The sequence below is a fragment of the Trichocoleus sp. FACHB-90 genome, from assembly GCF_014695505.1.
GTDB lineage: Bacteria > Cyanobacteriota > Cyanobacteriia > Cyanobacteriales > FACHB-T130 > Funiculus > Funiculus sociatus.
This window is the reverse complement of the sequence record NZ_JACJOK010000091.1, coordinates 37,198-61,310: the sequence shown is the minus strand read 5'-3', so window position 1 is coordinate 61,310 and position 24,113 is coordinate 37,198. Positions and strand designations below refer to the sequence as shown.

Here is a 24,113-nt window from a genome sequence, read left to right as displayed (position 1 = left end):
TTTGAGAAGTTCTATATTTTAGTCAGTTTGAACTGACTTAAGCTATTAGCCCGAACTTTAGGGCGGACATTAAGGCTAATTGTAACCCTTGGTACTTGACCCTAAAATAGGCAATATTGGGGCAAAAATAAAAAATTCATAAAAATAAGCTAATTTTCAGCTTTTAAGGTTTATTAGTGTCTTGATAGTTGCCTAAGCTACGAATTTAAGGTTCTGTGGGGGTTTTTATGTCGATTTGCCACAATGCTCGTAAAGCCTCATTTATCCAGCATTCAACTGGTCAACAGTCCCACGTGATCGCTTTGTTGCCCGATTCGCTTTTGACTAATGTAAATTACTCTTATATTACCGACGGCTATTATATGACCAATCTTGTTTATTCCCAGTGGGAGACAATCGGGAGCGTCACCGAACTCGACGAAGCCGAAAACATTTTGGGTAAGGAAGCTTACTTTCTCAACAAAGGCATCCCGATAAAGGCGGATTTCCTGGCAATAGAAAATATTTCGCCAGACGAAGAGGATGATGAAGATTTCGACGAAGATTTCGACGAAGACGATGAAGATTTCGACGAAGACGAAGAATATTTAGACGAAGACGACGAAGATTTTGACGAGGAAGAGGACGAAGAAATATAGATGGTATTAGTTTGGCGCGAGTTTCAGCCGATAGCTGCGATCGCCACTACCCCCAGCGCCACCAAAATATTACAGCCTCTAACTCAGGCGGCTGGTGCAACCCTTTGGATACCAAATTCCTTAACCAATGTAGAGGCGTTGCCTTCAACGTCTCTACAGGTTTATCACGGTTCTCTGAAAGACCATTTAACCGAAATTTGGCATCAACATCAGGCGTTTATTTTCTGTTTAGCAGCAGGGGCGGTGGTGCGACTGATTGCACCTTTGTTAGAGGATAAATCCCGCGATCCGGCTGTGGTGGTGTTGGATGAAAATGGTAAATTTGTTATCAGTTTGTGCAGTGGTCATCAGGGAAAAGCCGATCAATTGGCAAGAGCGATCGCGCACTCTATTGGCGCAACTCCAGTTTTAACGGGCGCATCATCTGCGTTAAAATTACCAGGTGTTGATATACTCGGAGTTCCCTTTGGCTGGAGTCGCGGCGAGGGAGATTGGACAGAAGTTAGTGCAGCTGTTGCAAGAGGCGAACTCGTTCAAGTCATTCAAGAAGCTGGATCTACCTTGTGGCAAAATCATCTACCCCAACATCCATTTTATTTCGGATTTCCGGAATATACTGCCACACATAAAGAAGAATCAGTTTCACCCAAAGCGAGAATCTGGATCAGTTCCACACAGCGACAATTTTCAAAAGAATCAGATTTACCAAAAGTACAATGGCATCCTAGAGTTTTATGGGTAGGAATTGGTTGCGAACGGGGAACGTCTAGAGAGTTAATTGAAACAGCAATTGAGCAAGTTTTTCGGAAGAACCACTTGGCTGTTGGCGCGATCGCAGGTATCGGTACAATTGACCTCAAAGCCGATGAAGTTGGGTTAGTGGAATTTTGTCGCGATCGCAATTTACCTTTGCTAACCTTTCGGGCCGAAATACTACGTTCAGTTACAGTTCCCAACCCTTCAAATGTTGTAGAAGCAGAAGTTGGAACCCCCAGCGTCGCAGAAGCAGCAGCAATATATGCAGCTGGAGAAGCCCGTTTTCCTGAAGTTAGTAAACTACTGGTTCCCAAACAAATTTTTAGATTGGAAGGGCAACCGGGGGCGGTAACGGTAGCGATCGCGCAATCCAACTTAGAATACACTGGACGCACAGGCTGTTTATTCCTAATTGGCACTGGGCCAGGAAAATTAGATCAGATGACTCCAGCAGCCCAAACAGCCATTTCTCAAGCCGATGCAGTTATTGGTTACTCTCTCTACATCGACTTAATCACCCCACTTTTGCGCCCTGGACAAATTGTAGAAGCTTTACCGATTACCCAAGAACGTCAACGCGCCGAAAGGGCGATTGAATTAGCCAACTGGGGATTAACTGTAGCGGTTGTCTCCTCTGGCGACTGCGGTATTTATGGTATGGCGGGGTTAGTGCTGGAAGAATTGCAAGTTAAAGGCTGGGATGGCAAAACTCCCGGAGTTCAGGTTTTTCCGGGGATCACCGCCTTACAAGCAGCCGCCTCCCGCGTCGGTGCGCCTTTGATGCACGACTTCTGCGCGATTAGTTTAAGCGACTTGCTGACACCGTGGGAAGTGATTGAGAAGAGATTAAAAGCAGCTGCCCAAGCTGATTTTGTCACAGCTTTGTATAACCCGCGATCGCAAACTCGCACCCAACAAATTGCCACAGCCACAGAAATCTTTCTGCAATACCGCGACCCCAAAACACCTGTAGCAATTGTCAAATCTGCCTATCGACAAGATGAACAAATTGCTCTAACGACACTTGACAAATTGCTCACGATGTCAATCGATATGTTGACTACCGTGCTAATTGGTAATCAAAGCACCCGCACCCACGCCGAGTGGATGATTACCCCACGCGGTTACTTGGGATTTGATAACGAAAATTGTTAACTTATTGGGCGGCTCTGTTGAACAAAAAGTTCAGCCCACTAGCCACCAAAGTCAACACAATTGAACCCACCAAAGCAGACAATAAATTTGTAATTACAAAACCAGGAGTAAGAAACGCTACCAGCCAAAGAGTAAGTGCGTTCACAACAAATAGAAATAGCCCCAGAGTTACCAGAGTAAGGGGCAATGTCAGCAGCACCAAGAGAGGTTTGACAACTGCATTCGCTAACCCCAAAACAATCGCAGCAATAAGGGCATCAACAAAAGTTTTGACCGCAAAACCAGGGACAATATAAGTTGTAATCACCAGCGCGATCGCTGTAATCAGCCAAGTTACCAAAAAATATGGCATAAGCTTTGGTTGAAACTAACTCTCAAAATTCTAACCCTTTCGCTTCAATCTGGAAACTGATGTAGCAATCCTAATCCATTTATGAAATTCCTTCTTTCCTCTTCCTCCGCGTCTGGGCGCTTCGTTTCAAGTAGAGACACTTGCTCGCATCTCTACATTTCAAATAGGAACGAAACCCAACAAGGGAAGGGATTTGATGGGTTTGGCTACATACAAATGAAATAGGACTGCTATAGGTGGGCAATGTAGCGATCGCCCTACCCTACAATTATTGTTAACACTCAGCACTTTTTTATGAACTTTCGCCAACTAGCTGCATTCTTACTAGCAATAATTCTCTTAATCTGGGCATTACCAGCACAAGCATCAGACTATGCTCCTCCCCTGTCGTTTAGCAACGCCGAACTCAAAGGAAGGGATTTTTCCGGTCAAACCCTAGAAGTAGCTGAATTTTCCAACGCTAATATGGAACTAGCTAACTTTGAGGGTGCTGACTTGCGGGGAGCAATTTTTAGTGCCTCGGTGATGACGAATGTTAATTTACGCGGGGCGGATTTAACTCATGCGATGGTAGATCAGGTAAAATTAATCGGATCTGATTTAAGCGATGCCGTTTTAGTGGAAAGTATTCTATTACGGACGATTTTTGATGATGTAAATATCACTGGCGCAGACTTTTCTGATGCGATTTTGAATAGAGCGCAAATAAAAGAACTCTGTGCCAAAGCATCTGGTGTAAATTCTAAAACAGGCGTTGCAACTCGCGATTCTTTGGGGTGTCGATGAAACGGGTAGGTGTAATTGGCGGCGGACAATTAGCTTGGATGATGGCTGGTGCATCTGAGTCTTTGGGGGTGAAATTAGTAGTGCAAACTCCCCATGCGACAGATCCGGCTGTGGAAATTGCTGATTCTACGATTTTTGCTGCAATTGATGATGCCGCCGCTACACTTGAGTTGGCGAATCGCTGCGATGTAATTACCTTTGAAAATGAGTTTATTAATCTGCCAGCCTTGAGGGAATTGGCACAACAAGGTATCTCTTTTCGTCCGGGGTTGGAAGTATTAGCTCCCCTGTTAGATAAATACGATCAGCGTTGTTATTTAGAAGATATCGGCTTACCAACTCCCAGTTTTATGACGCTTGAGGGAGAAGTTGGGAATGATGAATTAAATCTGACCAAATCATTCACTGAACCACTGAATCTTCCACAGTTGGATTTTCCTCTGGTTCTGAAAACCCGCCGCCACGGTTACGACGGTCAAGGAACTTTCATTATTAAAGATAGTGAAGCTTTGCAGTCAACTTGGCAAAAGCTCAAATATGCGCCAGTTTTGTTAGAAGAATTTATCCCTTTTGAGCGAGAATTGGCTGTGATGGCGGCGCGTTCGGTGGATGGGGAAATTGTTGTTTATCCAGTTGTGGAAACCCAGCAGGAAGACCAAGTTTGTCGTCGCGTTTTGGTGCCAGCTGAGATTAGTGTAGCAGTGGAGGAAGAGGTAAACGCGATCGCGCACTCTCTCCTAAACAGCCTACAAGCCGTTGGCATCTTCGGCATTGAGCTATTCTTGACCAATGACGGGAAAGTGTTGGTAAATGAAATTGCCCCCCGCACTCACAATTCCGGACACTTCACCTTGGATGCTTCTGTTACATCCCAGTTTGAGCAGCATCTAAGAGCCGTTTGCGGTTTACCATTGGGCAATCCCGCCCTCAAGAGCGCTGGTGCCGTCATGGTAAACTTACTCGGTTACGAGCATTCCCAGAATGATTATTTTGCCAAACGGCAACAACTAGCCGAGTTACCCGCTTCTTACGTCCACTGGTACGGCAAAACCGAATCCCGCCCCGGTCGCAAGTTGGGTCATGTTACAGTTTTGCTAGATACAGCCAATAGAGCAGAAGCAGAAGCGATCGCGCACACCATCGAGTCCATCTGGTATCCCCTACAGCACTGAATCTAAAGCCGGGAACCCCCAGCCCAACTTCTAGGCTATCCCTGAGAACCTAGTAAGCGAGGCTTTGCCTGCCTTCTCCCATTTCCCCTTTCCCCTGCTACAATAAAAAAGTTCTACTGCGGCGTTGGTGACTGCCAATAACGTTTTTTGACTATGCTTTGTTCTTAAGGGAACCAAAGTGTTCTGGCAGCAGTAGACCGGGCAAGTACCCGGAAACTTTAAGCCAGAGCCACGGTACCCACCTGGTTTTCACCAGGTCATAAACTGAGGTAAGACGGCGTTGCGGTGAACTTAAAAAATTAAATCCCCTTGTCTTCACGATAAGGGGATTTTTGTATAACTAGCTACAGAAATTGTGAGGGATTCCTCATAATTGTTAATACATAACTACAGAGATTTAACCTCTGGATCAACACATTTTAATATCTGTGTTGGGGAAAGATAAAGTAATTTAAAGCGCATCTAACTTGGGTTAGAGATAAAAGAGTTTGTTACAACTATTAAAGACTTCACAATTCCCAGCCGACGTAGTAACGCTGGACAACGGTTTAACCGTAATTCATCAACATCTACCAGCCACCCCGGTAGTGGTGGTAGATGTTTGGGTTAAGGCAGGTGCGACGCGAGAACCCCAAGAGTGGTTGGGAATGGCGCACTTTCTGGAACACATGATTTTCAAAGGCACCGAAAGGCTACCGCCTGGTGTATTTGACCATGTAATAGAAAGTCGCGGCGGGATGACAAACGCAGCGACAAGCCACGACTATGCACATTTTTTCATTACCACAGCAGCGCAGTATTTAGAAGACACTCTGCCTGCATTAGCAGAAATTCTCTTAAACGCTGCCATTCCAGAGTCAGAATTTGAGCGGGAACGGGATGTAGTTTTAGAGGAAATCCGCCAGACATACGACAATCCCGATTTTCTAGGATTCCAAGCACTAACAGAAAGCATTTACCAGCGTCACCCCTACGGACGCCCGGTTTTGGGAACGGAAGAAATACTGATGGAGCGATCGCCTGACGAGATGCGCTGCTTCCACCGTTCCCATTACCAACCCGAAAACATGACCGTGGTAATTATCGGCGGAGTTGCCAAAGAACCAGCACTAGAACTGATAAATCGGTCATTCCAACACTTCTCTTCCCCGCTTGCTTGTCCCCTAAACCTAGCCGAAGCCGAACCTCCGATAATCGACATTCGCCGCCAGGAATTCTACTTACCCAGACTAGAGCAGGCACGTCTAATGATGGCATGGACGGGGCCAGGTGTAGATCAGCTGCAAAGCGCTTGTGGTTTAGATTTGCTTGCCGTACTCTTGTCAGAAGGGCGGACTTCCCGCTTAGTAAGAAACTTGCGCGAAGAACAACAATTAGTGCAGCACATTAGTAGTGGTTTCTCGCTTCAGCAAGACTCAAGTTTGTTTACAATTAGTGCCTACTTAGAGCCAGAGAATTTAGATCGAGTCGAAGCACTCATCGGCGATGCAATCTCCGAATTGCAGAATACACCTGTTTCGGAGGCAGAAGTTGCTCGGTGTAAGCGCCTGCTGTGTAATGACTATGCCTTTTCTACAGAGACACCCAGCCAACTAGCAGGCTTATATGGTTACTACAACACCATCGCCGCTGCTGAACTAGCAGTCACCTATCCAGAGAAAATTCAGTCTTTTGAGAGTTGCCAACTCCAGCAACTAGCGCGGCAGTATCTCTCACCCTATCGATATGCAGTCACAAGCCTCAAAGCCTGTTAGCGTGAATAGAGGTGGCAATTAGCAATTAGCAATTAGCCATACTTTAATTAGCAATCCTTCAATTACCAATGGCTCAAAGTGTGACGCGATCGCTTGTTCATCCAAATATTCACCGCACCGTTTTAGATAATGGCATCGTATTAATTACAGTAGAGAATCCCGCGGCTGATATCATTGCCGGACGCATTTTTGTGCGGGCTGGAGGGTCTTGGGAAGCACGAGAAGAAGCTGGAGTATCTCACCTGTTAGCAGCAGTAATCACCAAAGGGACTGAAAAACTGTCTTCCCTGGAAATTGCTGAGCGAGTGGAGTCAGTCGGAGCCAGTTTGGGTACTGATGCGGCTGCGGATTATTTTTTACTCAGTCTCAAGACAGTTTCCGCAGACTTTCCCGATATGTTAAGTCTGGCGGGCCAAATTATGCGATCGCCTACTTTCCCTGAAGCGGAAGTGGAACTGGAACGCCGTCTCGCCTTGCAAGATATTCGTTCCCAACAGGAGCAGCCGTTTACAATTGCTTTTGACCAGTTGCGACAGGCGATGTATCAGGATCATCCCTACGCCTTATCCAGCCTGGGAACAGAAGCCACCATGTCGGGGCTAAATCGCGCCCACCTCCAGCGCTACCATCAAACTTATTTCCGCCCCGATAACATCGTAATTAGTTTAGTCGGTCGCTTAACCCCAGAAGATGCGGTAAATTTGGTTAATCAAGTGTTTGGAGATTGGCAAGCTCCTGCAACACCCTTGCCTACCCTAACTTTACCCAAGATTACCCCCCAACCCCACTGGGCAAAAACCCCGCAAGATACGCAGCAATCAATTGTAATGTTGGGACACATAGCCCCATCAGTGAAAGAAACCGACTATTCAGCCCTGAAATTGCTGAATACTTACCTGGGTAACGGTCTTTCCAGCCGATTGTTTGTAGAACTGCGGGAAAAGCGGGGATTGGCTTACGATGTGTCAGCTTTTTTTCCCACACGGTTAGAAACGTCGCAGTTTGTAGTATATATGGGTACGGCACCGGAAAACACTGCGATCGCTTATGAAGGCTTGCGAACCGAAGTGGAACGACTTTGCACCACTCAACTGAGCGACACGGAACTGCAATCTGCCAAGAACAAACTGCTCGGTCAGTACGCTCTAGGCAAACAAACAAATTCCCAAATTGCCCAGGTTTTCGGTTGGTACGAAACTTTAGGATTGGGAATAGAGTTTGACACCCAGTTTCAGGAAAAAATCACCAGTGTCACCCCAGAAATGGCGCAAACAGCGGCTTCCCAATACTTCATAGAACCTTACGTATCGCTAGTTGGCCCATCTGAAAAGATAGAAATTCAACCTTAAAAAGGAAAAAGTAAAGAGGAAAAAGTGACGATGAAAAAATTATTTCTTTTGCCTTTTGCCTTTTTACTTTTGCCATTTGCCTTTAACAATTTGCCTTCTTTTGCCCAGCCAACTCCGACAGCAATCAACCGCCCAAACTTAAAAACTGGAAGCCAAGGTGGTGCAGTGAGTGAACTCCAGGCAGTTCTCAAACTCTTGGGTTACTATACTGGCGAAGTGAATGGCGTGTATGGAGATAGTACAGCGATCGCAGTCTCCCGGTTTCAGCAAGCAGCAGGATTAAAGCCTGATGGAGTTGTTGGTGCAGAAACCTGGAGACGCTTATTTCCTACCACCCCACCGTCAGCAACAGTAGCAGCAACGACACCCGCCCCAACACCAGCACCCACATCAACCACAGGAGCCGCATCTTTTCCTGTCCCAACCACAACAACAGCCGCCGCCACTCCTACTCCAGCTGCAACTCCCCGTCCCGCAGTTAGAGTCCCCCAGCGTCAGACAACGCCTACCAGAACCACCAGAACCACCAGAACCCCCAACCGTCAGCCAACGCCCCGCCCCACTCCACAAGCACGGGTAAGCCAGGCTACCAGATCGGCGACTGATCTTCCCATTCTCAGAGTGGGAATGCAAGGCCCCGCCGTCACCACATTGCAACAGCGATTGCGAACCCTTGGCTTTTACAGAAGAGCAGCCAACGGTGTCTTTGATGCTTCCACCCAAGCAGCCGTCATAGCCGCTCAACAGAGGTTTAAGCTAACCGCCGACGGTGTTGTTGGCCCCGCCACCTGGAGCGCTCTATTGCGCTAGAGATCAGTCATTTAAAGGTTGTTAGAACCTGACAACCCCAAGGAACTACTGAGGAAGGTCAATCCTTGGGTGTAGTACATAATACCTTTCCAGATAGAGCGATTTGGTAGTTTCCAGCGGATATCTTATTGCTTACAGGACAAAAAGCTAGGTTAAATAACTTCTTAGCCGAATGCGATCGCCTACAAATTTCAGGGTGTTCTCTGTGTCCTCAGCTACATTACAAGTTCGCTCTTTTTCCCATGTGCAACTACCCTAAAACCGATACAAATCAGAAACCAGAATCGGTCAATCAGGGAAAAGCTAATTCTCATCGGTTTACCCCTCGGAATAGCAACCTTCAAAATCGAGATTCTGAGCGTCGTTTTCAAGAACGGAGTTACTTAGCTGATGAAAATAACAATGCCGTTATTAATGGGCTAATGAATCTTAGCCTCACGTCGATTATAAGTTTTCTTGTTGCCGCCCTCTTTTTTATAGCTCACAAAAATGAAGATTCTCTGCTTATAGTGCCTGCCCTCAACGATACTCCATCTCAAAGCAGTAACAAAGAGTCAAGCATCAAAAATCAAGTACAGCAAGGGCGATGGAGTACATCAGATGTTGCTCACATCTACTGAAAATACACAACTTTTAAAAATCTATTAATTCAGGAGTTTTAGTAGTAACCATGTCTAACCTACAAAATCGCAATAACGACAACCGTGAAGTTAACTCGAACCCGAACAGTCAGGTTCACACCAATAAAACAGTTCATACCAATAACACCGTAGATCCTGCCAAGGCGAACTCCTACCGGGATGGCTACGTACATGGTCGGGTTACTGAACACCACCGCCAAGATGAAGTACAAGAAGTCCGCGATAATAACAATGCGGCTCGTGGCTTATTGCTAGGAATTGGTCTTACCTCTCTGCTGGGTCTAACCCTCGGTAGTCTCTTCCTGCTCAACCAGCGAAATAATCAGGTAGAACAATACAATCCACCAGCTCAGGTTGTACCTGTACCTGTACCTACAGCTTCACCTGTGCCTTCAGTTTCACCGAACTCAACGGCACCCAGTTCTAGTTCATCTGATGCTTCTCAAGAGTCAGGCGAAACTAACACCATAATCAGAGAAAGAGTTGTTGAAAAAGCGGTTCCAGTTCCGGTTCCTCAGCGACAAGCAGCACCGCCTGCTCAAAAAGCGCCAGATGTTAACGTTAACGTTTCTCCTGCGCCTTCTAGCCAACAACCAGCTAGACCAAACAACACGACAATTATTAACGAAGCTCCTGCTCAACCACAAAGCCAAACCCGAACAGGTACTTCTGGTAATTCTACCAACCGCAGCACCACTACCACACCAGGTCGCACTTCTACCAACGGCAGCACACCGGCTAGTAGCACCACCAACGGCACCACCACTACCACACCAGGTAGTAGCACCACCAACGGTACCACTACTACGACACCGGGTAGCACCGCTGGCGGGACAACTGGCACCACTACTACGACACCAGGTAGCACCACTGGCGGGACAACTGGCACCACACCAGGCGACACTACCACTGGCGGGACAACGGACGGGACAACTGGCGGGACAACTGGCACCACGCCAGGCGGCAGTTCTACCACTGGCGGGACAACTGGCACTACATCAGGCGGCAGTTCTTCAGGTCAGTAAGCGTTAAAAGGCACTTTCTTCTAATAAGGGCGGGTTTGAAACCCGCCCTTATTCTTCAGTTTATAAACAAAAATTTTCAAATCGTTGCATCAGATAAACGAGTATGAACTTTATTAAATATCGAGCTTTTGTTCAAAATTAGGTGGTAACTTAAATATAGGCACAACGAAGTACGAAACTTCGATAACAAACTTCGGATTTGAGCCTGTGCCTCCCGCTCTCATCCCACGCAACGCCGAATCTGGTTGCTATCAATACAAATTAGCATCGCCTTCAAACTCATTGGCTTCTTTTTTTGAGGTGTTGGACGTAGAGCTAAAATTACTGCCTGAATTGGTGGAAGAGACGCAAAGTTAGAAAAGGTTCGTTGCGAATTCAGCCCACTCCAGTAAGTTAAATTAATCGTAGTTGTCATCAACTTTTCGTCAACTTTTGGTCTTTCGTTTGAGTATTCTGACCGTTCATTTCGTTGATAAACCCGCCTCTCTTGTGGCGGGTTTAATTTTTTTAGGTACTCATGCGATCGCCTAAACTCCCCGATAAATTTGGGTGCAGTAAAAAGAAAGTTCCAGTGTTGGGTGAGGTTCCAAGGGGTCAACCTACTACAACTGGCAGAAGGCTTGAATCAATTTCCACATCTCAGACAGGACGTTTCCCAAGCTGTGATCGTCTTCTAGTTCGATTAATTCCACCCAAGGGCGTGAGGCTGCATAGTCACGGCTGGCTGCGATCGGAATGACTTCATCGTAACGCCCGTGCAGGATGAGGGTGGGAATTGGGCGTTGTAGGTGTTCGTCTAGATATTGGGAAGCGTCACTGACAAACTTGTAATGTAGAGGAAGCGATCGCTTGTCTCCATAGTGATACACCTGCAAATACTTCTCCTCCTGCCAGCGCTGCACTTGTTCTTCCCCTAATCTTGGCAACCAGTGGGAGAGAAACCCAAAGGCTGGAGCTAATAAAACTAATTGTTTGACTTTTGAATATTTTTGTGATGCGTGTGCAGCCGTTAAACCGCCTAAACTGGAACCAATTAAAGTTACTGGTGTTTCATCTGTGGGAAGTTCGGCGGCAACTTGTTCGATTTGTCGTGTTATTGTCAGGTGAGAAAAGTCGCCTTGGTTGAGGTCGAGGAGTTTCAGGGAAATATTTAGAGATTGGAAGCGACGCAAGAAATATTCAGCTTTTGCAGATTTCGGACTAGAAGCAAATCCGTGTAGATAAATGTAATCGGTCATTGGGAATTGGGGATTGGGAATTGGGAAGAATCTTACCCTATACCTAGTCCCCAGTCCCCAGCCCCCAGCCCCTATTGTGCATTTCTTTTCCCAGCCCGATTTTGGTGATTTTGCCGACGCTGTTGCATTAGTTGGGCAAACTTAGTGCGTTGCTCTGGAGTCATAATTTCCCGCATCGCCATCATGCTTTCAAACTTCAACTGTCTTATCTGCTGCGCCAACTGTTCAACTTGCTGATTTTTAGCGGTAATTTGGCTAGCGGAAGCTGTAGTGCTGCTCATCAGCGAAGCCAGTTCTTGCTTAGCTTGACGCATGGCTTGTGCGCGTTGGGAAATCTGGGGTTTGTATTTAGCCTGCATTGCCTGCATCTGCTGCATTTGCTGCGGGCTTAAATTAAGTTCCTGAAGGAACGAATCCCGATTTTTACGACGCTGCGGTTGAGGACTGGTGGAATCGCCGGGGGTTTGTGCAACCGTTTGGGGTAACACCATAGGAGCGGCAAAAGCTGCGCTGCTACCCATAGATAGGATGAGAACGGCTACAAGAGAAACACGACTTAGTGACATGGAAATGAAATCCTTTGTTAGGGTTGGTTGTTAATTGTGAGTTGTCAGTTATTTTCTACTGACTAATTAATTGTTATTGTCTGCAAGCCACCAAGAGGCTTCTGCATCTTCGCTTTTGGATGTCTCTGGGCTTTCGTCTACGACGCTATCCCAGTTATTTTCCATAAATGCTTCTAGCTCGGCAGTTTTAACGGATGCTGTGGTAGGCACCAGCATCAAATATCCTGTTAGAGCCGCTAGGAGACAAGCAGCGATCGCTGGTGGTACAATCCACATCTGCCGCCGCTTGTGCGATTGTCTAGGCGAAGATACCACCGCCTGCATAATCTTGCTTTCTAAACCTGGTGCAGCCGTTGGAACATCACCCTGGTTTTGGCGTAGAAACTCTACCAAACGTTTGTCATCATTGGGAAACTGAGTCATAGTTGGACTCCTTGTTGCTGGAAAAATTGCCGCATCAACGTTCTGGCATGGAAGAGGCGAGACTTCACTGTACCTACTGGAATCGACAAGATAGTTGCTACCTCTTTTTGCGGAACGTCTTCCAAGTCGTGCAGAACCAGTACAGCGCGATGATCGAAACTTAGTTCATTGAGTCCGCGCTGCACAATATCCTGATAGTGCAGGTGCATCAAATCGGGAGCTGACTGCTCGACTGGCAGAGAATTTGTCAAGGTTTGTCTTTGGGAATGCGCTTGTGCAAACTGTCGCCGCTGGTCGGAGGCGACATTCCAGCTGATGCGATAAAGCCAGGTGGAAAATTGAGATGTTTCCCTCAACTTTGGTAATCCTTTCCAGACGCGAAGGAAGACCTCTTGCACTAAATCATCCAGGGATGAGGTGCCACAAAGTTGATAAAGAGTTGACCTGACTCGCTGCTGATGACGCAGATAAAGCTGTCGAAAGCTCTGCGTGTCGCCTTCCTTGCAACGCTTGATGAGGTTGGCGTCGGTGTCGCGCTTGTCGTTTGGTTGATCGTTGGTTAGCGCATCGATTGGTACAGATGACACCGATTGCATCTCCACTCACCGCTGTTTGATGGACGAGACTTTAGACTGGGCTGCTGGCCAAAAGGTTCAAAGATGCGATCGCTAACTTTTTTTGATGCTGGTGCAGGCGATCGCTCTTTTATGAATAATACGCCATACCGCTGCTTTCAAATTCACTCAGAGAATTTTAAGTAGCGATGCTTATTATTAACTTTATCCCTATAACTACGTAAGCACTAAAAGCTGAAGGCGGAAGAATGTGGTAAACACTTAAGTATAAATACGGCTTTTATTTGTCATCCCTAATTATTCATAGCAACTTGTCAAAAATCTCTACTTAAAATTTGCCCAACTCATTAAAGCCTTCATCGAAAATTTACTGATTTTTGATTTTATTTGCCAAAACTTTACCTGAAAAATTCGTAATTGTAAGTATATTGATTTACGTGTTTAACCAATCTCAGTAAATATGATTAAGACTTACTATAATTTATCTATAGCTACTGCTGGAACTGCTTTGCTGCTAGGAATGGGCGCAGGTTTTTTATCTAGTTTAACTCCAGATATAAATGGTTGTAATCTTAGTCCGGATAATGCCGGATGTGTGTTGAATAGACCTATCGATATACAAAGAAGTGCAGAAACAGCATCCGAAGAAACACTTAATTTTGGTGATAAGGAGAAATAATAGATTAAACATAATACTATGTCTGGATAATTGCTTCGTTGAAGGTCGATTAATAGTTAGTAATTATTGATGAGCAGCCGAGGCACTCCTTAGCAGCCATAGATATAGCACTCATAAATCATTCCTCAAGGCTAGATCCCGGACTTCTTTAAGAAGTCCGGGATCTGAAGGGCTGGCTCACAACTCAATTAGGATTCCTACGTAACATAATTTAATGGCGATTGATATTCTTTGAGTCCAACAGATAACTCAAATAGCAACACCCGCCCCTAGAAAGTTTCAGGAGCGGGTGGATAATAACACAGTAGGGGGAATTTATCGCAGAGTAACGAACTCTTCTGCTGTCGAAGGATGAATGCCAACGGTAGCATCGAAGTCTTTTTTGGTGGCTCCCATATTGACTGCGATCGCGATTCCTTGAATCACCTCAGCCGAATAGTCGCCCACCATGTGAGCGCCTAGCACGCGGTCGGTATTTTTGTCAATCACTAACTTGACCGTGACTTTCTCATCCGCGCCCGTCAAACTGTGGAACAGAGGACGGAATCGGGCGCGATAAATTTGTACGTTGTCATCGCCCAACTTTTTCCGTGCATCGGCTTCGCTCATTCCCACCGTAGCTGCTTCTGGCTGCGTAAACACTGCGGAAGCAACATTTTCGTGATTGAACACCCGGCGGTTATTACCAAATTCAGTATCGGCAAAAGCGCGACCTTCACCAATGGCGACGGGCGTTAAATTGATCCGGTTAGTGCAATCGCCCACAGCGAAAATATTCGGCTGGTTGGTGCGGCTGTACTCATCGACTTCGATTGCACAGTTGACGCTGTATCCATGCAACCTGGGTAAATCTTCGTCTTCACACTGAACAACCTTAACGCCCGCATTCTCCAAACCAAGTTTTCCTAACAAAGGTGCGCGACCGATGGCGACTAGAACTTGGTCTGCGGTGAGGGTTGTATCCGCGTCTTTGCCTTTTTCGGTGAAGGAGACTGTCAGACCTTCTGGGGTTTTCTCAATGCCTTTCCCGGTGACATTAGTGATAATGTTGATGCCGTGATGGCTCATGGCATCCTGAATGCTAACGCGAATATCGTCATCAAAGCCTTTGAGAATGCGATCGCCTCTAAGCAACAAACTGACTTTCGATCCGAGTCCGTGCATAATACAGGCGAATTCCACAGCAATATACCCAGCGCCAACAATGACGATGTGCTTCGGCTGTTCCTTGAGGAGAAATATCTCGCGGGAAGTGATGGCATATTCCATCCCTGGTAAATCCGGCTTGATAGCTTCCCCACCCACCGCAATTAAAATCTTGTCAGCGCTGTACCTTTTTCCATCAACTTCTACAGTATGAGGATCTACCAAAGTGGCGCGACTCTTAAATAACTCCACCCCAGCTTTTGAGAGAAACCCAATATGCAACTGACTCAGACGGTGGACTTCCTTATCAACAGTCGTTATCAGATGCTCCCAGTTTAAGCTTCTCTCGCCCACAGTCCAGCCATAGCCTGCGGCATCCTCAAACAAATGGGAAAATTTAGAGGCGTAAACCATTAGCTTTTTGGGAATACAGCCACGGATGACGCAGGTACCGCCGACTAAATCTCCTTCTGCGATCGCTACCTTTGCCCCATAGCTAGCCGCCCGTTTTGATGCCGCTAGACCGCCAGAACCCGCCCCAATCACAAATAAATCGTAATCAAATGTCATGATGGCAAATACTCTCTTTTCTTAACCAGTGTAAAAGACACAGGCTTTGAGGGTGTTTATCTTGAGCAAAAAGGAAGTGGGGATTGGGGATTGGGGATTGGGGATTGGGGATTGGGGATTGGGGATTGGGGATTGGGGATTGGGGATGGGGATTGGGGATTGAGGATTGGGGATTGGGAATTTTCTCTGTAGCGCTTGTAGCTTCTTCTGCCCTTCTGCCCAGTTTCCCCGTAGGCAAAGCAAATGAAAGTCTTAGCTTATACTTGTTACTTGAAAACTTTCAGGGTGTAAATTTCGTCTTTAGGCGGGGAATACTAAATTGAGGCGTACAGAAAGCTTACTTGATCTACCGATGCTCTCAAGCTAAATTTTCTGGAATCGCCTGTATTCAGATGGAAGCACACTTAAAAATTCACTGAGGCAAAATGGAAAAACAACAACGTGGTGTAACCGTTTGGTTTACGGGTTTAAGCGGTGCAGGTAAAACCACCATTAGCAAGGCAGTAGCCCAAGCTTTACAGGAACGGGGATACAAGGTTGAAGTTCTCGACGGTGACATTGTGCGCGAAAACCTAACTAAAGATTTGGGATTTAGTAAACAGGATCGGGACGAGAACATCCGCCGCATTGGTTTTGTGTCTCAACTGCTGACGCGGAACGGCGTAATAGTAATTACTTCAGCAATTTCACCGTATCGGGAAATTAGACAAGAAGTGCGATCGCGTATCGGGGATTTTGTTGAAGTGTATGTCAATGCACCGCTAGAAACTTGCGAACAGCGCGACGTTAAAGGCTTGTATAAGAAAGCTAGGGCTGGAGAGATTAAACAGTTCACTGGTATTGATGACCCTTATGAGCCGCCTCTCAACCCGGAAGTAGAATGTTGTACAAACACCGAAAGCATAGCTCAAAGCATGGAAAAAGTGATATTGAAGCTAGAAGAAATGGGTTATGTTAAACCATTAGGCATTTTTAACAACAATGGCAGATTAGTAGCAAATAGTTATGTAATCTAGTCTCGTTAAGAGTCTCCGACTGGGAATGCTACAGCAGTCCTAAATGATTCGTGAAGGCAAAAGACCCGACTCTAAGAAATCGGGTATCTGAAACAACTTTGCCGAGAAAAGCTCTAGTAGTAAGGCGATCGCTTCACTACTAGAGCTTTTCTCGCCTTTGGGGGAGGCAGAGACTGGAATGAAAGCAACGTTGCTTATTTCTTAGGTGAATTGAGGGAAGTGCGGGTTGAGGAACCACCAGCATCAGTATGGGCATTACGTGGAGTCGGAACATCACTTTGCAACTGTTGCCGACCGTTGCGGATTACCTTTAACATATCGTTAAGCTGCTGCTCGATATTTACCAGAACTCGATCGGCGTAATCGTCTGCTCCGTTTTGAATGTCTTCAGCTTCTTGCATAGCAAGCGATCGCATCTCTTGTAGTTCCTGTTGTGCTTGTAGGCGCATTCGCTCAATCTCAGAGATTGTTTGCTCGCTCATCGCTTCGCACTCCTGCTGCACAGCTTGCCGGATTTGTTGAGCTTCCCGTTCGGCTTGTCGGATAATGCCCATTTCATCCAAAATCTGATCGGCGCGTCGTTCAGCCGCCTCAATGATCTGCTGTGCATACTCCTCGGCTTGCAGGAGAATTTCTTCTTTCTGGCGGACAATTTCTTCCGCTTCCTGAAAAGCCGATGGCAAATTAATCCGCACTAGATCCAATTGATCCAGCAACGGTTCCTCATCAATCAAGCGGATACCAGTTAAAGGGATGCGCCTACTATCGAGAATCATTTCCTCAATTCGGTCGAGTTCCCCCTGAATATCTACACCGGATGATCCACTATCGGGTAATTCATTTTCCGGGAAGCGTCCACTACTGTCGGGGTCGAGTCGGGAAGAGTCTTGGCGTAACATCGGTAGATATCTAAGGCGACGTGCTGGGGAACAAGATGATCAACAGAGCCGCCAAATCTGGCAATCTCTTTCACTACGCTACTACTTAAGAAACTGTACTCGTTAGAAGTAGCCAGAAAAACCGTCTCAATCTGATCGAAAAGCGTTTTATTAGTGTGAGCCATCTGTAGCTCATGTTCAAAGTCAGAAAGCACCCGCAAACCGCGCAGCAGCACACCTGCCCCCCGTATTCTGGCATAATTAACCGTCAAACCATCAAAGCTGTCTACTTCTAGATTTTGCAAGCCTTGGGTAGATATGCGTATCTGCTCTATCCGCTCCTCCACTGTAAACAGTGGCGTTTTGTTAGGATTACGCAGCACGGCGACGATCACCTGCTCAAAAAGGCGACAGCCGCGCTTAATGATGTCCAAGTGACCGAGGGTAATCGGATCGAAGCTGCCTGGATAAATTGCAATCACGGGGGATAAGTCTCAGCTAGCTTAAGGCAATTTTACTGGTTCCTTAGCCCAAAAATTGCGAATTTTTAAATGTTATTGGCGATTGTCACCAGCGCGATCGCTCATCGCTCCCCTGAAAGAGCGTATCCAGCACTCTTTGGGGAATAGCTATACTAGCGGACGCACTATACACCAAGATAATCGATGGATGCGATCGCCCCAATCCTAATCACTTTATCATTGCCAGGTTTCATACTCCTGACGAAATTGCGTGGTTCAGACATGGGGAAAGATGGGTAACGCTCGCGTCGCTCTACCCATCCTACAAATAATTAGCTCTATCTACTTAGTATTGTGCCAATTAAATGCACAATAAGCTTCTCAGAATTTATTGGGTTTCGCTCAGGCTTCAACCAACCTACAATTGTTATAAACAAAAACCGTATTAAAGTTGATAAGTGCCTCTAATACCAAAATTAACAACCAAAGAAAAGGCTCTATTTTTTCAACAATTCGCAAGTTTGCTGAATGCCATGTCGATACAGCAAAGCTTAAACTTGGCGGTAAAAGGTCAAAATTCTGCTTTTGGAAGCTATTTGCAGAAAGTAGGAGTAGCTGTGGGAACAGGTCAAAGTTTGGCGGGGGCGCTTGCTCTTGATTCTCGATATTTTGACAGTTGGACAATCAGCTTGATAGGCTATTCAGAATATAGTGGATCGCTAACAGAAACTTTTGAAAAACTAGCGATCGCACACTTTACCAAAGCCAAACGAGAACGCCTCTATCGTTCGGTACTCCAAAGCGCGATCGCGCTGATTTGGAGTCTGTTGGTACTCGCAGCTGCAATTTTCAAGCGTAACCCCCAAAATCTCACCCATCCTGGTTTCTGGCTGTGCAGTATTGGGTTAGCATTGCTTTTAGTTGGTGTAAGTTTGTTGAGTTCTCGCTTTCCAGGTAGAGGCTTACAGCGGTTGGCGGCGAAACTTCCCGTTTTGGGGAAAATAATCCAAACGCGATCGCTACTTTATTTTACCGAGTTGGCGTTGCCCTTAAGTTGTGGTATTCCTATCCTCACCGCCTTAGAATTATTGCGATCGCATATCCCCGATCCTCAGATATCAACCCACGTCGCGAAAGCTTCTCGACAAATTCGCGCCGGAAGAACCCTCAGCGAAAGTCTACAAAGCAAATTACCGCCAGTTGCAATTCAGTATATTCGCACTGGCGAAGAAACAGGAAATCTTGACAAGGCGTTGCGAAAAATGGGGGAATATTACGAAAGCGAGTTAGATCGAAGCTTGCAACAGTTACAGGGAATCTTGCGCCCTGCGAGTATTATAAGCTTAGGATGTTTGGTGGCGTTAGTAGGAATTAGAGCGATTAACTCACTAATAAACTCGCTACCAACTTAAGCTGGGAGGAAGAAGTTAATCGAATATTTTTTCCTTCTAGACGAGTAATATTCTCCTATATAGCAATCCTATTTAAGTTGTGAATGAGTATTCGCCCTGGCGTAGGGACACGGCACTGCCGTGTCCCTACAGGGTTTCACGCATCATTTAGGATTACTATAGAACCATCAAAATCTATCCAAAAGAATAAAATATAATTTTAATTAATAAAAGTTGCACATCGCGTAAAATATTATCAAAAAGCTATCGGAATAAAAGATGAAAGCAGTGTTGATGACAGAAGCCGGCGAAGCTGAAGTTTTACAACTTCAAGAGGTATCAGATCCCACCATAGAAAAAGATACAGAAATCTTGGTGCGTCTCCATGCGGCGGGAATTAACCCAATTGATACAAAATTGCGGGGACGCGGCGCTTTTTATCCCGATCAAATGCCAGCTATTTTAGGTTGTGATGGTGCTGGCGTGGTGGAAGCTGTGGGTGATGCAGTGCAGCGATTTCAAGTAGGGGATGAGGTGTATTTCTGCTGTGGTGGATTGGGTGCTAAACTGGGGAATTATGCACAAAAAGCTGTGGTAGATGAGCATTTTGTTGCTAAGAAACCTGCATCTTTGAACTTTGCTGAAGCTGCTGCTGCACCTCTAGTTTTAATTACCGCCTGGGAAGCGTTGTATGAACGAGGACGCTTGGAACCTAGAGAAAAGACATTAATTCATGCTGGTGCTGGTGGTGTTGGTCATGTAGCAATTCAACTAGCTAAATTGAAAGGTGCGGATGTTTGTACTACTGTCAGTTCTGAAAAAAAGGCTGAGTTTGTCCGCGAGTTGGGTGCGGATCAGGTAATTTTTTATAAAGAAACAGACTTCGTGCAAGCTACTCTAGATTGGACTGGAGGAGAGGGCGTAGATTTAGCTTTTGATACGATAGGCGGGGAAACATTTTATAAAACTTTTCCCGCAGTGCGGGTTTACGGGGATGTGGTGACGATTTTGGAGCCTGACCCAGCTTATATTAATTGGAAGACAGCGCGATCGCGCAATCTCAGAATCAGCTTTGAACTGATGCTAACTCCGATGTTGCAGGGACTTGTGGAAGCGCAACAGCATCACGCAGAAATTTTAGAACAATGTGCAACCTGGATTGATGAAGGTTCGCTGAAAATTCACCTTAGTAAAACCTTCCCTTTAGCAGAAGCAGCAGCAGCTCACCAAATGTTAGAAGCTGGGTCAGTTACAGGGAAAATTGCCTTGCTAATTGATTAGCAATAATTCGACTATAAACTATACTTTTGCGGGTTGCTTCATCACCTCCAAAAGTGCAGTTAAAGCGTCGTCTTCCGAGGAATTAACTTGTCCATCAAGCCAAGCAATGCTGACAGCTTTGGGAAGTGCGATCGCTGCTAAGTCTGGGTCAATTCCTGCCATCAGGCGGTCAAGCGACTGGGGAACTTTCAGCGCCGACCTGATACCTAGTAGCATTTGCTCATCTAAACCCAGCCCTTGCAGCTGATGAGATCGGATTTCCCAACCAACTCTCACCTCCGGTTCGGCAACTTGAATTAAATAGGCAAACAATCGCTGTAGCTTACTTTGTTGCTGAGGTGTCAACTGAGGCTGTACATACTCGACTGGGACATCATTTCCTTCTTGGTTGAGATTGTGGACAATTTGCTGCCAGTCTTGAGAGCCGCACCCTTCGGGTTTGCCTACTGTCAAACAAATAGAAATTTTTTGGTCAGAGTCCGCCTCCAGGTGAGTCACCTGTGCCTGTACACCAAGAAATCCCAGCCATTGGGCTATCGTCGAAATCAGTGTGGAACGAGTTGCCAAAGAGTTAGCCAGTGACCGAATTTGAGTGCGAACCATTGGGCGCACGATTTGCGAAAGCATAAGGCAGCGTTACTAAATTTGCTCGATTTTATATCTTTCAGGACTTACGCACTTGCCGTGAACTAAAGTTCCGGCTTAAAGCCCAAACCCATTGAAATGGGTTGGTTTGAGGTTTTTTAGTCAGTTTCAACTGACTTGGGCTTTCAGCCAGGAAATTGATTTCCTTCCAGTGCGTAACTCCTATCTTTATTAACCCTTGGGCGGGCAATCTATACTGTTTCCAACACAACTTTTGCAGGATTAATTGTGAGTATTTGACCTCTCCCCAACCCACCAGGTGCTAGGAGAGGGGCTTTTTTCTCCCCTTCCCGGTATAAAACATTTATTCGGCTTCCCTCTCCTGGGTTAGACAGAGGTGGGAAGGGGTTGGGGCTTAGGTTTTTTATTCGTCAACCTACAGACGAAGTAATTCAGCCTGTGGGTATATTGTCCATTGGAACTGGCGGAATCGATATTGATTTGTAAAACCAGAAACTATGCCGCAATATTTTGGAAAACTTCCCACAACAGGGGCATCTTGGTCAACTATAGGGGCAGTACAAGGAATACAACGTCACCAGCAGGGTGTAGATTTTGATTGCGGTGGTTCGCGTCTTGCCATCAGCATACTAGCAGCAAATTTAATTCGGGTGCGCTTGGCACCAAAGGGCGAATTTATGCCGCGTCGGTCTTGGGCGGTGACACCCGATGATGCAGAATGGTCAGTTGTACCGTTTGAAGTACAAGAAACTGATGCAGCGGTAGAAATTTTAACAGAACAGCTTCGCGTGCGCGTTCAACGTAACGAGTGTCGTGTAGAGTGTTTTGATAAAGCAGGTCAAGCGATCGCGCACGACATTGGTATGGGAATGGCTTGGCGTACAGGCGCGATCGCAACTTGGAAGCGCATCGAAGCTGACGAACATTTCTATGGCTTTGGCGAACGCACCCGACTACTCGACAAACTAAGCGAAGTTAAGACGAACTGGACACTTGATGCTCTAGATTATGACTCGCTCACGGATGAGATGTACACTTGCATCCCATTTTTTATCGCCCTGCGCCCAAATGTTAATTATGGCATCTTCTTCAACACCACATTCTGGAGTCAATTTGACATTGGTGCAGAAGAACCAGGAGTCTTGCGGATGGAAACGCGAGGCGATGAGTTGGATTATTACATCGTTTATGGTTCCGAACCCGCGCAAATTCTTCGTACCTACACCCAGTTAACAGGTAGAATGCCGTTACCGCCGAAGTGGGCTATTGGTTATCACCAATGTCGCTGGAGTTACGAGTCAGAAGATGTGGTGCGGGAACTTGCAGCCGAATTTCGGAAACGTCGCATTCCCTGCGATGTAATTCATCTAGATATTGACTACATGAACGGCTACCGGGTTTTTACCTGGAGTCCGAAGCGCTTCTCGGAACCCGCAAAATTGGTAAGCGAACTGGCGCAGGATGGCTTCAAGACGGTAACTATTATAGATCCGGGAGTGAAGTACGAGCCAGAAGGCGATTATCACGTTTTCGACGCGGGTGTTGCAAAAGACTACTTTGTGCGAAAGACAGATGGTGAGTTATTTCACGGCTACGTTTGGCCGGATAAAGCTGTTTTTCCCGACTTTTTGCGTCCGGAAGTGCGAGAGTGGTGGGGCGATTTGCACCGCAGCTTAACTGAGGCGGGTGTTGCTGGTATCTGGAATGATATGAACGAACCAGCGATCGCAGATCGTCCTTTTGGAGATCCTGGGGAAAAAATCTGGTTTCCCCCCGATGCGCCGCAAGGTTCCGAAGCAGAACGCACTACCCACACCGAAACTCATAACCTATACGGACAGTCAATGGCGCAAGCTGCTTATGAAGGGATGAAAAAATTGCGTCCTAATCAGCGCTCGTTTATCTTAACCCGATCCGGTTTTGCCGGGGTTCAGCGCTACTCTTCCGTATGGATGGGCGATAATCAATCGTTGTGGGAATACCTGGAAAACTCGCTGCCGATGCTCTGTAATATGGGACTATCGGGTGTGGCTTTTGTCGGGTGCGATGTTGGCGGTTTTGCCGGAAATGCCACTGCTGAGTTATTTGCGCGGTGGATGCAAGTGGGGATGCTGTACCCCTTGATGCGCGGACACTCGGCGATGACGACAGCGCAGCACGAACCTTGGGTATTTGGCGATCGCACAGAAAATATCTGCCGCGAATACATTAATCTCCGCTACCAGCTGCTACCTTATTTCTACACTCTTTTCTGGGAAGCCGCGACCACAGGCGCACCGATTTTGCGCCCTTTGCTGTATCATTTCCCCAACGATACTCACACTTATAAACTTTACGATCAGGTATTGCTCGGTTCGTCGCTGATGGCTGCACCCGTTTATCGTCCGGGAATTGAATACCGCGCTGTGTATCTTCCCGAAGGCACTTGGTACGACTGGTGGACTGGAGAGCGTTACGAAGGATCGACGCATATTTTAGCACACGCACCGTTAGAAAAAATGCCGCTTTACGTGCGTGCTGGTGCGATCATCCCAATGCAGCCTGTGATGCAGTATGTTGATGAGCATCCATTAGAGGAACTTACTCTGTGCATCTTCCCCGGAAATGGGGAATTTACGCTTTACGAAGATGATGGGCATACTTTTGAATATCAAAATGGTGCTTGGGCGACTACAACCTACCGTGTTAGTTCTCAGGGGCTGGAAACAATTGTAGATATCGAAGCGCGTCAAGGGCAATGGACACCAACTCGCGAAACCATTGTAAAAGTTGTTGGTGTGGGCGAACAGCGTTTCGTTGACGATGGCACTTCCCGCCAGCTGAGGTTTTAAGTTTAAACGCTTGC

The 24,113-nt window shown here is 46.4% G+C and carries 25 protein-coding genes and 1 other RNA gene; 16 read left to right on the top strand and 10 right to left on the bottom strand.

Going from position 1 to position 24,113, the window contains the following annotated elements; all coding sequences use genetic code 11:
• Positions 1-227 precede the first annotated feature (227 nt).
• Together H6F74_RS27245 and cobJ are read left to right on the top strand one after the other, a co-directional pair.
• Positions 228-638, top strand: coding sequence for a hypothetical protein (locus tag H6F74_RS27245; protein ID WP_190445235.1), 411 nt, complete (start codon positions 228-230; stop codon positions 636-638).
• Complete coding sequence (gene cobJ, locus H6F74_RS27240; RefSeq protein ID WP_190445234.1) at positions 639-2,549, top strand: precorrin-3B C(17)-methyltransferase; 1,911 nt, start codon at positions 639-641, stop codon at positions 2,547-2,549. It begins immediately after the preceding gene.
• A gap of 1 nt (position 2,550) precedes the next feature.
• Here cobJ and H6F74_RS27235 read toward each other — a convergent pair whose 3' ends face one another.
• Positions 2,551-2,901, bottom strand: coding sequence for a phage holin family protein (locus H6F74_RS27235; RefSeq protein ID WP_190445233.1), 351 nt, complete (start codon positions 2,899-2,901; stop codon positions 2,551-2,553).
• A 294-nt stretch (positions 2,902-3,195) separates the two neighbouring features.
• Between H6F74_RS27235 and H6F74_RS27230 the strand changes: the two genes are divergently transcribed.
• From H6F74_RS27230 to H6F74_RS27195, 8 genes are all read left to right on the top strand, one after another.
• Positions 3,196-3,687: a pentapeptide repeat-containing protein gene (locus tag H6F74_RS27230; RefSeq protein WP_190445232.1), complete on the top strand. Its 492-nt coding sequence runs from the start codon at positions 3,196-3,198 to the stop codon at positions 3,685-3,687.
• Positions 3,684-4,859 (top strand): 5-(carboxyamino)imidazole ribonucleotide synthase, encoded by a 1,176-nt coding sequence (locus tag H6F74_RS27225; RefSeq protein ID WP_190445231.1) that lies wholly within the window; start codon positions 3,684-3,686, stop codon positions 4,857-4,859. The genes H6F74_RS27230 and H6F74_RS27225 overlap by 4 nt, the downstream gene beginning before the upstream one ends.
• A gap of 110 nt (positions 4,860-4,969) precedes the next feature.
• Positions 4,970-5,152, top strand: a non-coding RNA gene (gene ssrS / locus H6F74_RS27220) — 6S RNA.
• Positions 5,153-5,347: 195 nt separating this feature from the next.
• On the top strand, positions 5,348-6,613 hold the full coding sequence (locus H6F74_RS27215) for a pitrilysin family protein (RefSeq protein ID WP_190445230.1): 1,266 nt from the start codon (positions 5,348-5,350) through the stop codon (positions 6,611-6,613).
• A gap of 68 nt (positions 6,614-6,681) precedes the next feature.
• On the top strand, positions 6,682-7,962 hold the full coding sequence (locus H6F74_RS27210) for a pitrilysin family protein (RefSeq protein WP_190445229.1): 1,281 nt from the start codon (positions 6,682-6,684) through the stop codon (positions 7,960-7,962).
• 30 nt (positions 7,963-7,992) lie between these two features.
• Positions 7,993-8,772: a peptidoglycan-binding domain-containing protein gene (locus H6F74_RS27205; protein ID WP_190445228.1), complete on the top strand. Its 780-nt coding sequence runs from the start codon at positions 7,993-7,995 to the stop codon at positions 8,770-8,772.
• Between the two features lie 242 nt (positions 8,773-9,014).
• Positions 9,015-9,392: a hypothetical protein gene (locus tag H6F74_RS27200; RefSeq protein WP_190445227.1), complete on the top strand. Its 378-nt coding sequence runs from the start codon at positions 9,015-9,017 to the stop codon at positions 9,390-9,392.
• Between the two features lie 50 nt (positions 9,393-9,442).
• Positions 9,443-10,438: a hypothetical protein gene (locus H6F74_RS27195; protein WP_190445226.1), complete on the top strand. Its 996-nt coding sequence runs from the start codon at positions 9,443-9,445 to the stop codon at positions 10,436-10,438.
• A gap of 220 nt (positions 10,439-10,658) precedes the next feature.
• Here the strand turns inward: H6F74_RS27195 and H6F74_RS27190 are convergent, their stop codons facing one another.
• From H6F74_RS27190 to H6F74_RS27170, 5 genes are all read right to left on the bottom strand, one after another.
• Entirely contained in the window at positions 10,659-11,036 is a 378-nt protein-coding gene (locus H6F74_RS27190; RefSeq protein ID WP_190445225.1) for a hypothetical protein, read from the bottom strand.
• Between the two features lie 4 nt (positions 11,037-11,040).
• Positions 11,041-11,676: a YqiA/YcfP family alpha/beta fold hydrolase gene (locus tag H6F74_RS27185; protein ID WP_190445224.1), complete on the bottom strand. Its 636-nt coding sequence runs from the start codon at positions 11,674-11,676 to the stop codon at positions 11,041-11,043.
• 71 nt (positions 11,677-11,747) lie between these two features.
• Positions 11,748-12,242 (bottom strand): periplasmic heavy metal sensor, encoded by a 495-nt coding sequence (locus tag H6F74_RS27180; protein ID WP_190445223.1) that lies wholly within the window; start codon positions 12,240-12,242, stop codon positions 11,748-11,750.
• Positions 12,243-12,308: 66 nt separating this feature from the next.
• Positions 12,309-12,665 carry a hypothetical protein gene (locus H6F74_RS27175; protein ID WP_190445222.1) on the bottom strand — a complete coding sequence of 119 codons (357 nt, stop codon included), beginning with the start codon at positions 12,663-12,665 and terminating at the stop codon, positions 12,309-12,311.
• Complete coding sequence (locus H6F74_RS27170; RefSeq protein ID WP_190445221.1) at positions 12,662-13,261, bottom strand: sigma-70 family RNA polymerase sigma factor; 600 nt, start codon at positions 13,259-13,261, stop codon at positions 12,662-12,664. Before H6F74_RS27170 ends, H6F74_RS27175 begins: the two co-directional genes overlap by 4 nt.
• A 439-nt stretch (positions 13,262-13,700) precedes the next feature.
• Here H6F74_RS27170 and H6F74_RS27165 point away from each other — a divergent pair, with 439 nt between their 5' ends.
• Positions 13,701-13,919 carry a hypothetical protein gene (locus H6F74_RS27165; protein ID WP_190445220.1) on the top strand — a complete coding sequence of 73 codons (219 nt, stop codon included), beginning with the start codon at positions 13,701-13,703 and terminating at the stop codon, positions 13,917-13,919.
• Positions 13,920-14,234: 315 nt separating this feature from the next.
• On the opposite strand, the gene gor is transcribed toward H6F74_RS27165, so the two are convergent.
• Positions 14,235-15,635, bottom strand: a complete 1,401-nt coding sequence (gene gor, locus H6F74_RS27160) for a glutathione-disulfide reductase (protein ID WP_190445219.1) — start codon at positions 15,633-15,635, stop codon at positions 14,235-14,237.
• A 425-nt stretch (positions 15,636-16,060) separates the two neighbouring features.
• Between gor and cysC the strand changes: the two genes are divergently transcribed.
• Entirely contained in the window at positions 16,061-16,651 is a 591-nt protein-coding gene (cysC, locus tag H6F74_RS27155; RefSeq protein WP_190445218.1) for an adenylyl-sulfate kinase, read from the top strand.
• A 194-nt stretch (positions 16,652-16,845) separates the two neighbouring features.
• On the opposite strand, the gene H6F74_RS27150 is transcribed toward cysC, so the two are convergent.
• Together H6F74_RS27150 and coaD are read right to left on the bottom strand one after the other, a co-directional pair.
• Entirely contained in the window at positions 16,846-17,550 is a 705-nt protein-coding gene (locus H6F74_RS27150) for an ATP synthase F0 subunit B (RefSeq protein WP_190445217.1), read from the bottom strand.
• Positions 17,460-18,011: a pantetheine-phosphate adenylyltransferase gene (gene coaD, locus H6F74_RS27145; RefSeq protein ID WP_190445216.1), complete on the bottom strand. Its 552-nt coding sequence runs from the start codon at positions 18,009-18,011 to the stop codon at positions 17,460-17,462. Before coaD ends, H6F74_RS27150 begins: the two co-directional genes overlap by 91 nt.
• Positions 18,012-18,066: 55 nt before the next feature.
• On the opposite strand from coaD, the gene H6F74_RS29730 reads away from it, so the two are divergent.
• The 3 genes from H6F74_RS29730 to H6F74_RS27135 all read left to right on the top strand — a co-directional run bounded on the left by H6F74_RS29730 (position 18,067) and on the right by H6F74_RS27135 (position 20,662).
• The gene (locus H6F74_RS29730) at positions 18,067-18,219 is read left to right on the top strand and encodes a hypothetical protein (RefSeq protein ID WP_206756361.1); all 153 of its coding nucleotides are present in this window, start codon (positions 18,067-18,069) and stop codon (positions 18,217-18,219) included.
• A gap of 229 nt (positions 18,220-18,448) precedes the next feature.
• Positions 18,449-19,402, top strand: a complete 954-nt coding sequence (locus H6F74_RS31240) for a type II secretion system F family protein (protein WP_190445215.1) — start codon at positions 18,449-18,451, stop codon at positions 19,400-19,402.
• A 258-nt stretch (positions 19,403-19,660) separates the two neighbouring features.
• Complete coding sequence (locus H6F74_RS27135) at positions 19,661-20,662, top strand: zinc-dependent alcohol dehydrogenase family protein (protein ID WP_190445214.1); 1,002 nt, start codon at positions 19,661-19,663, stop codon at positions 20,660-20,662.
• A gap of 18 nt (positions 20,663-20,680) precedes the next feature.
• On the opposite strand, the gene H6F74_RS27130 is transcribed toward H6F74_RS27135, so the two are convergent.
• A complete protein-coding gene (locus H6F74_RS27130) occupies positions 20,681-21,289 on the bottom strand; it encodes a hypothetical protein (RefSeq protein WP_190445213.1) in 609 nt (202 codons plus the stop codon).
• Positions 21,290-21,765: 476 nt separating this feature from the next.
• Between H6F74_RS27130 and H6F74_RS27125 the strand changes: the two genes are divergently transcribed.
• Entirely contained in the window at positions 21,766-24,099 is a 2,334-nt protein-coding gene (locus H6F74_RS27125; protein WP_190445212.1) for a glycoside hydrolase family 31 protein, read from the top strand.
• The last annotated feature ends 14 nt before the right edge of the window (positions 24,100-24,113 follow it).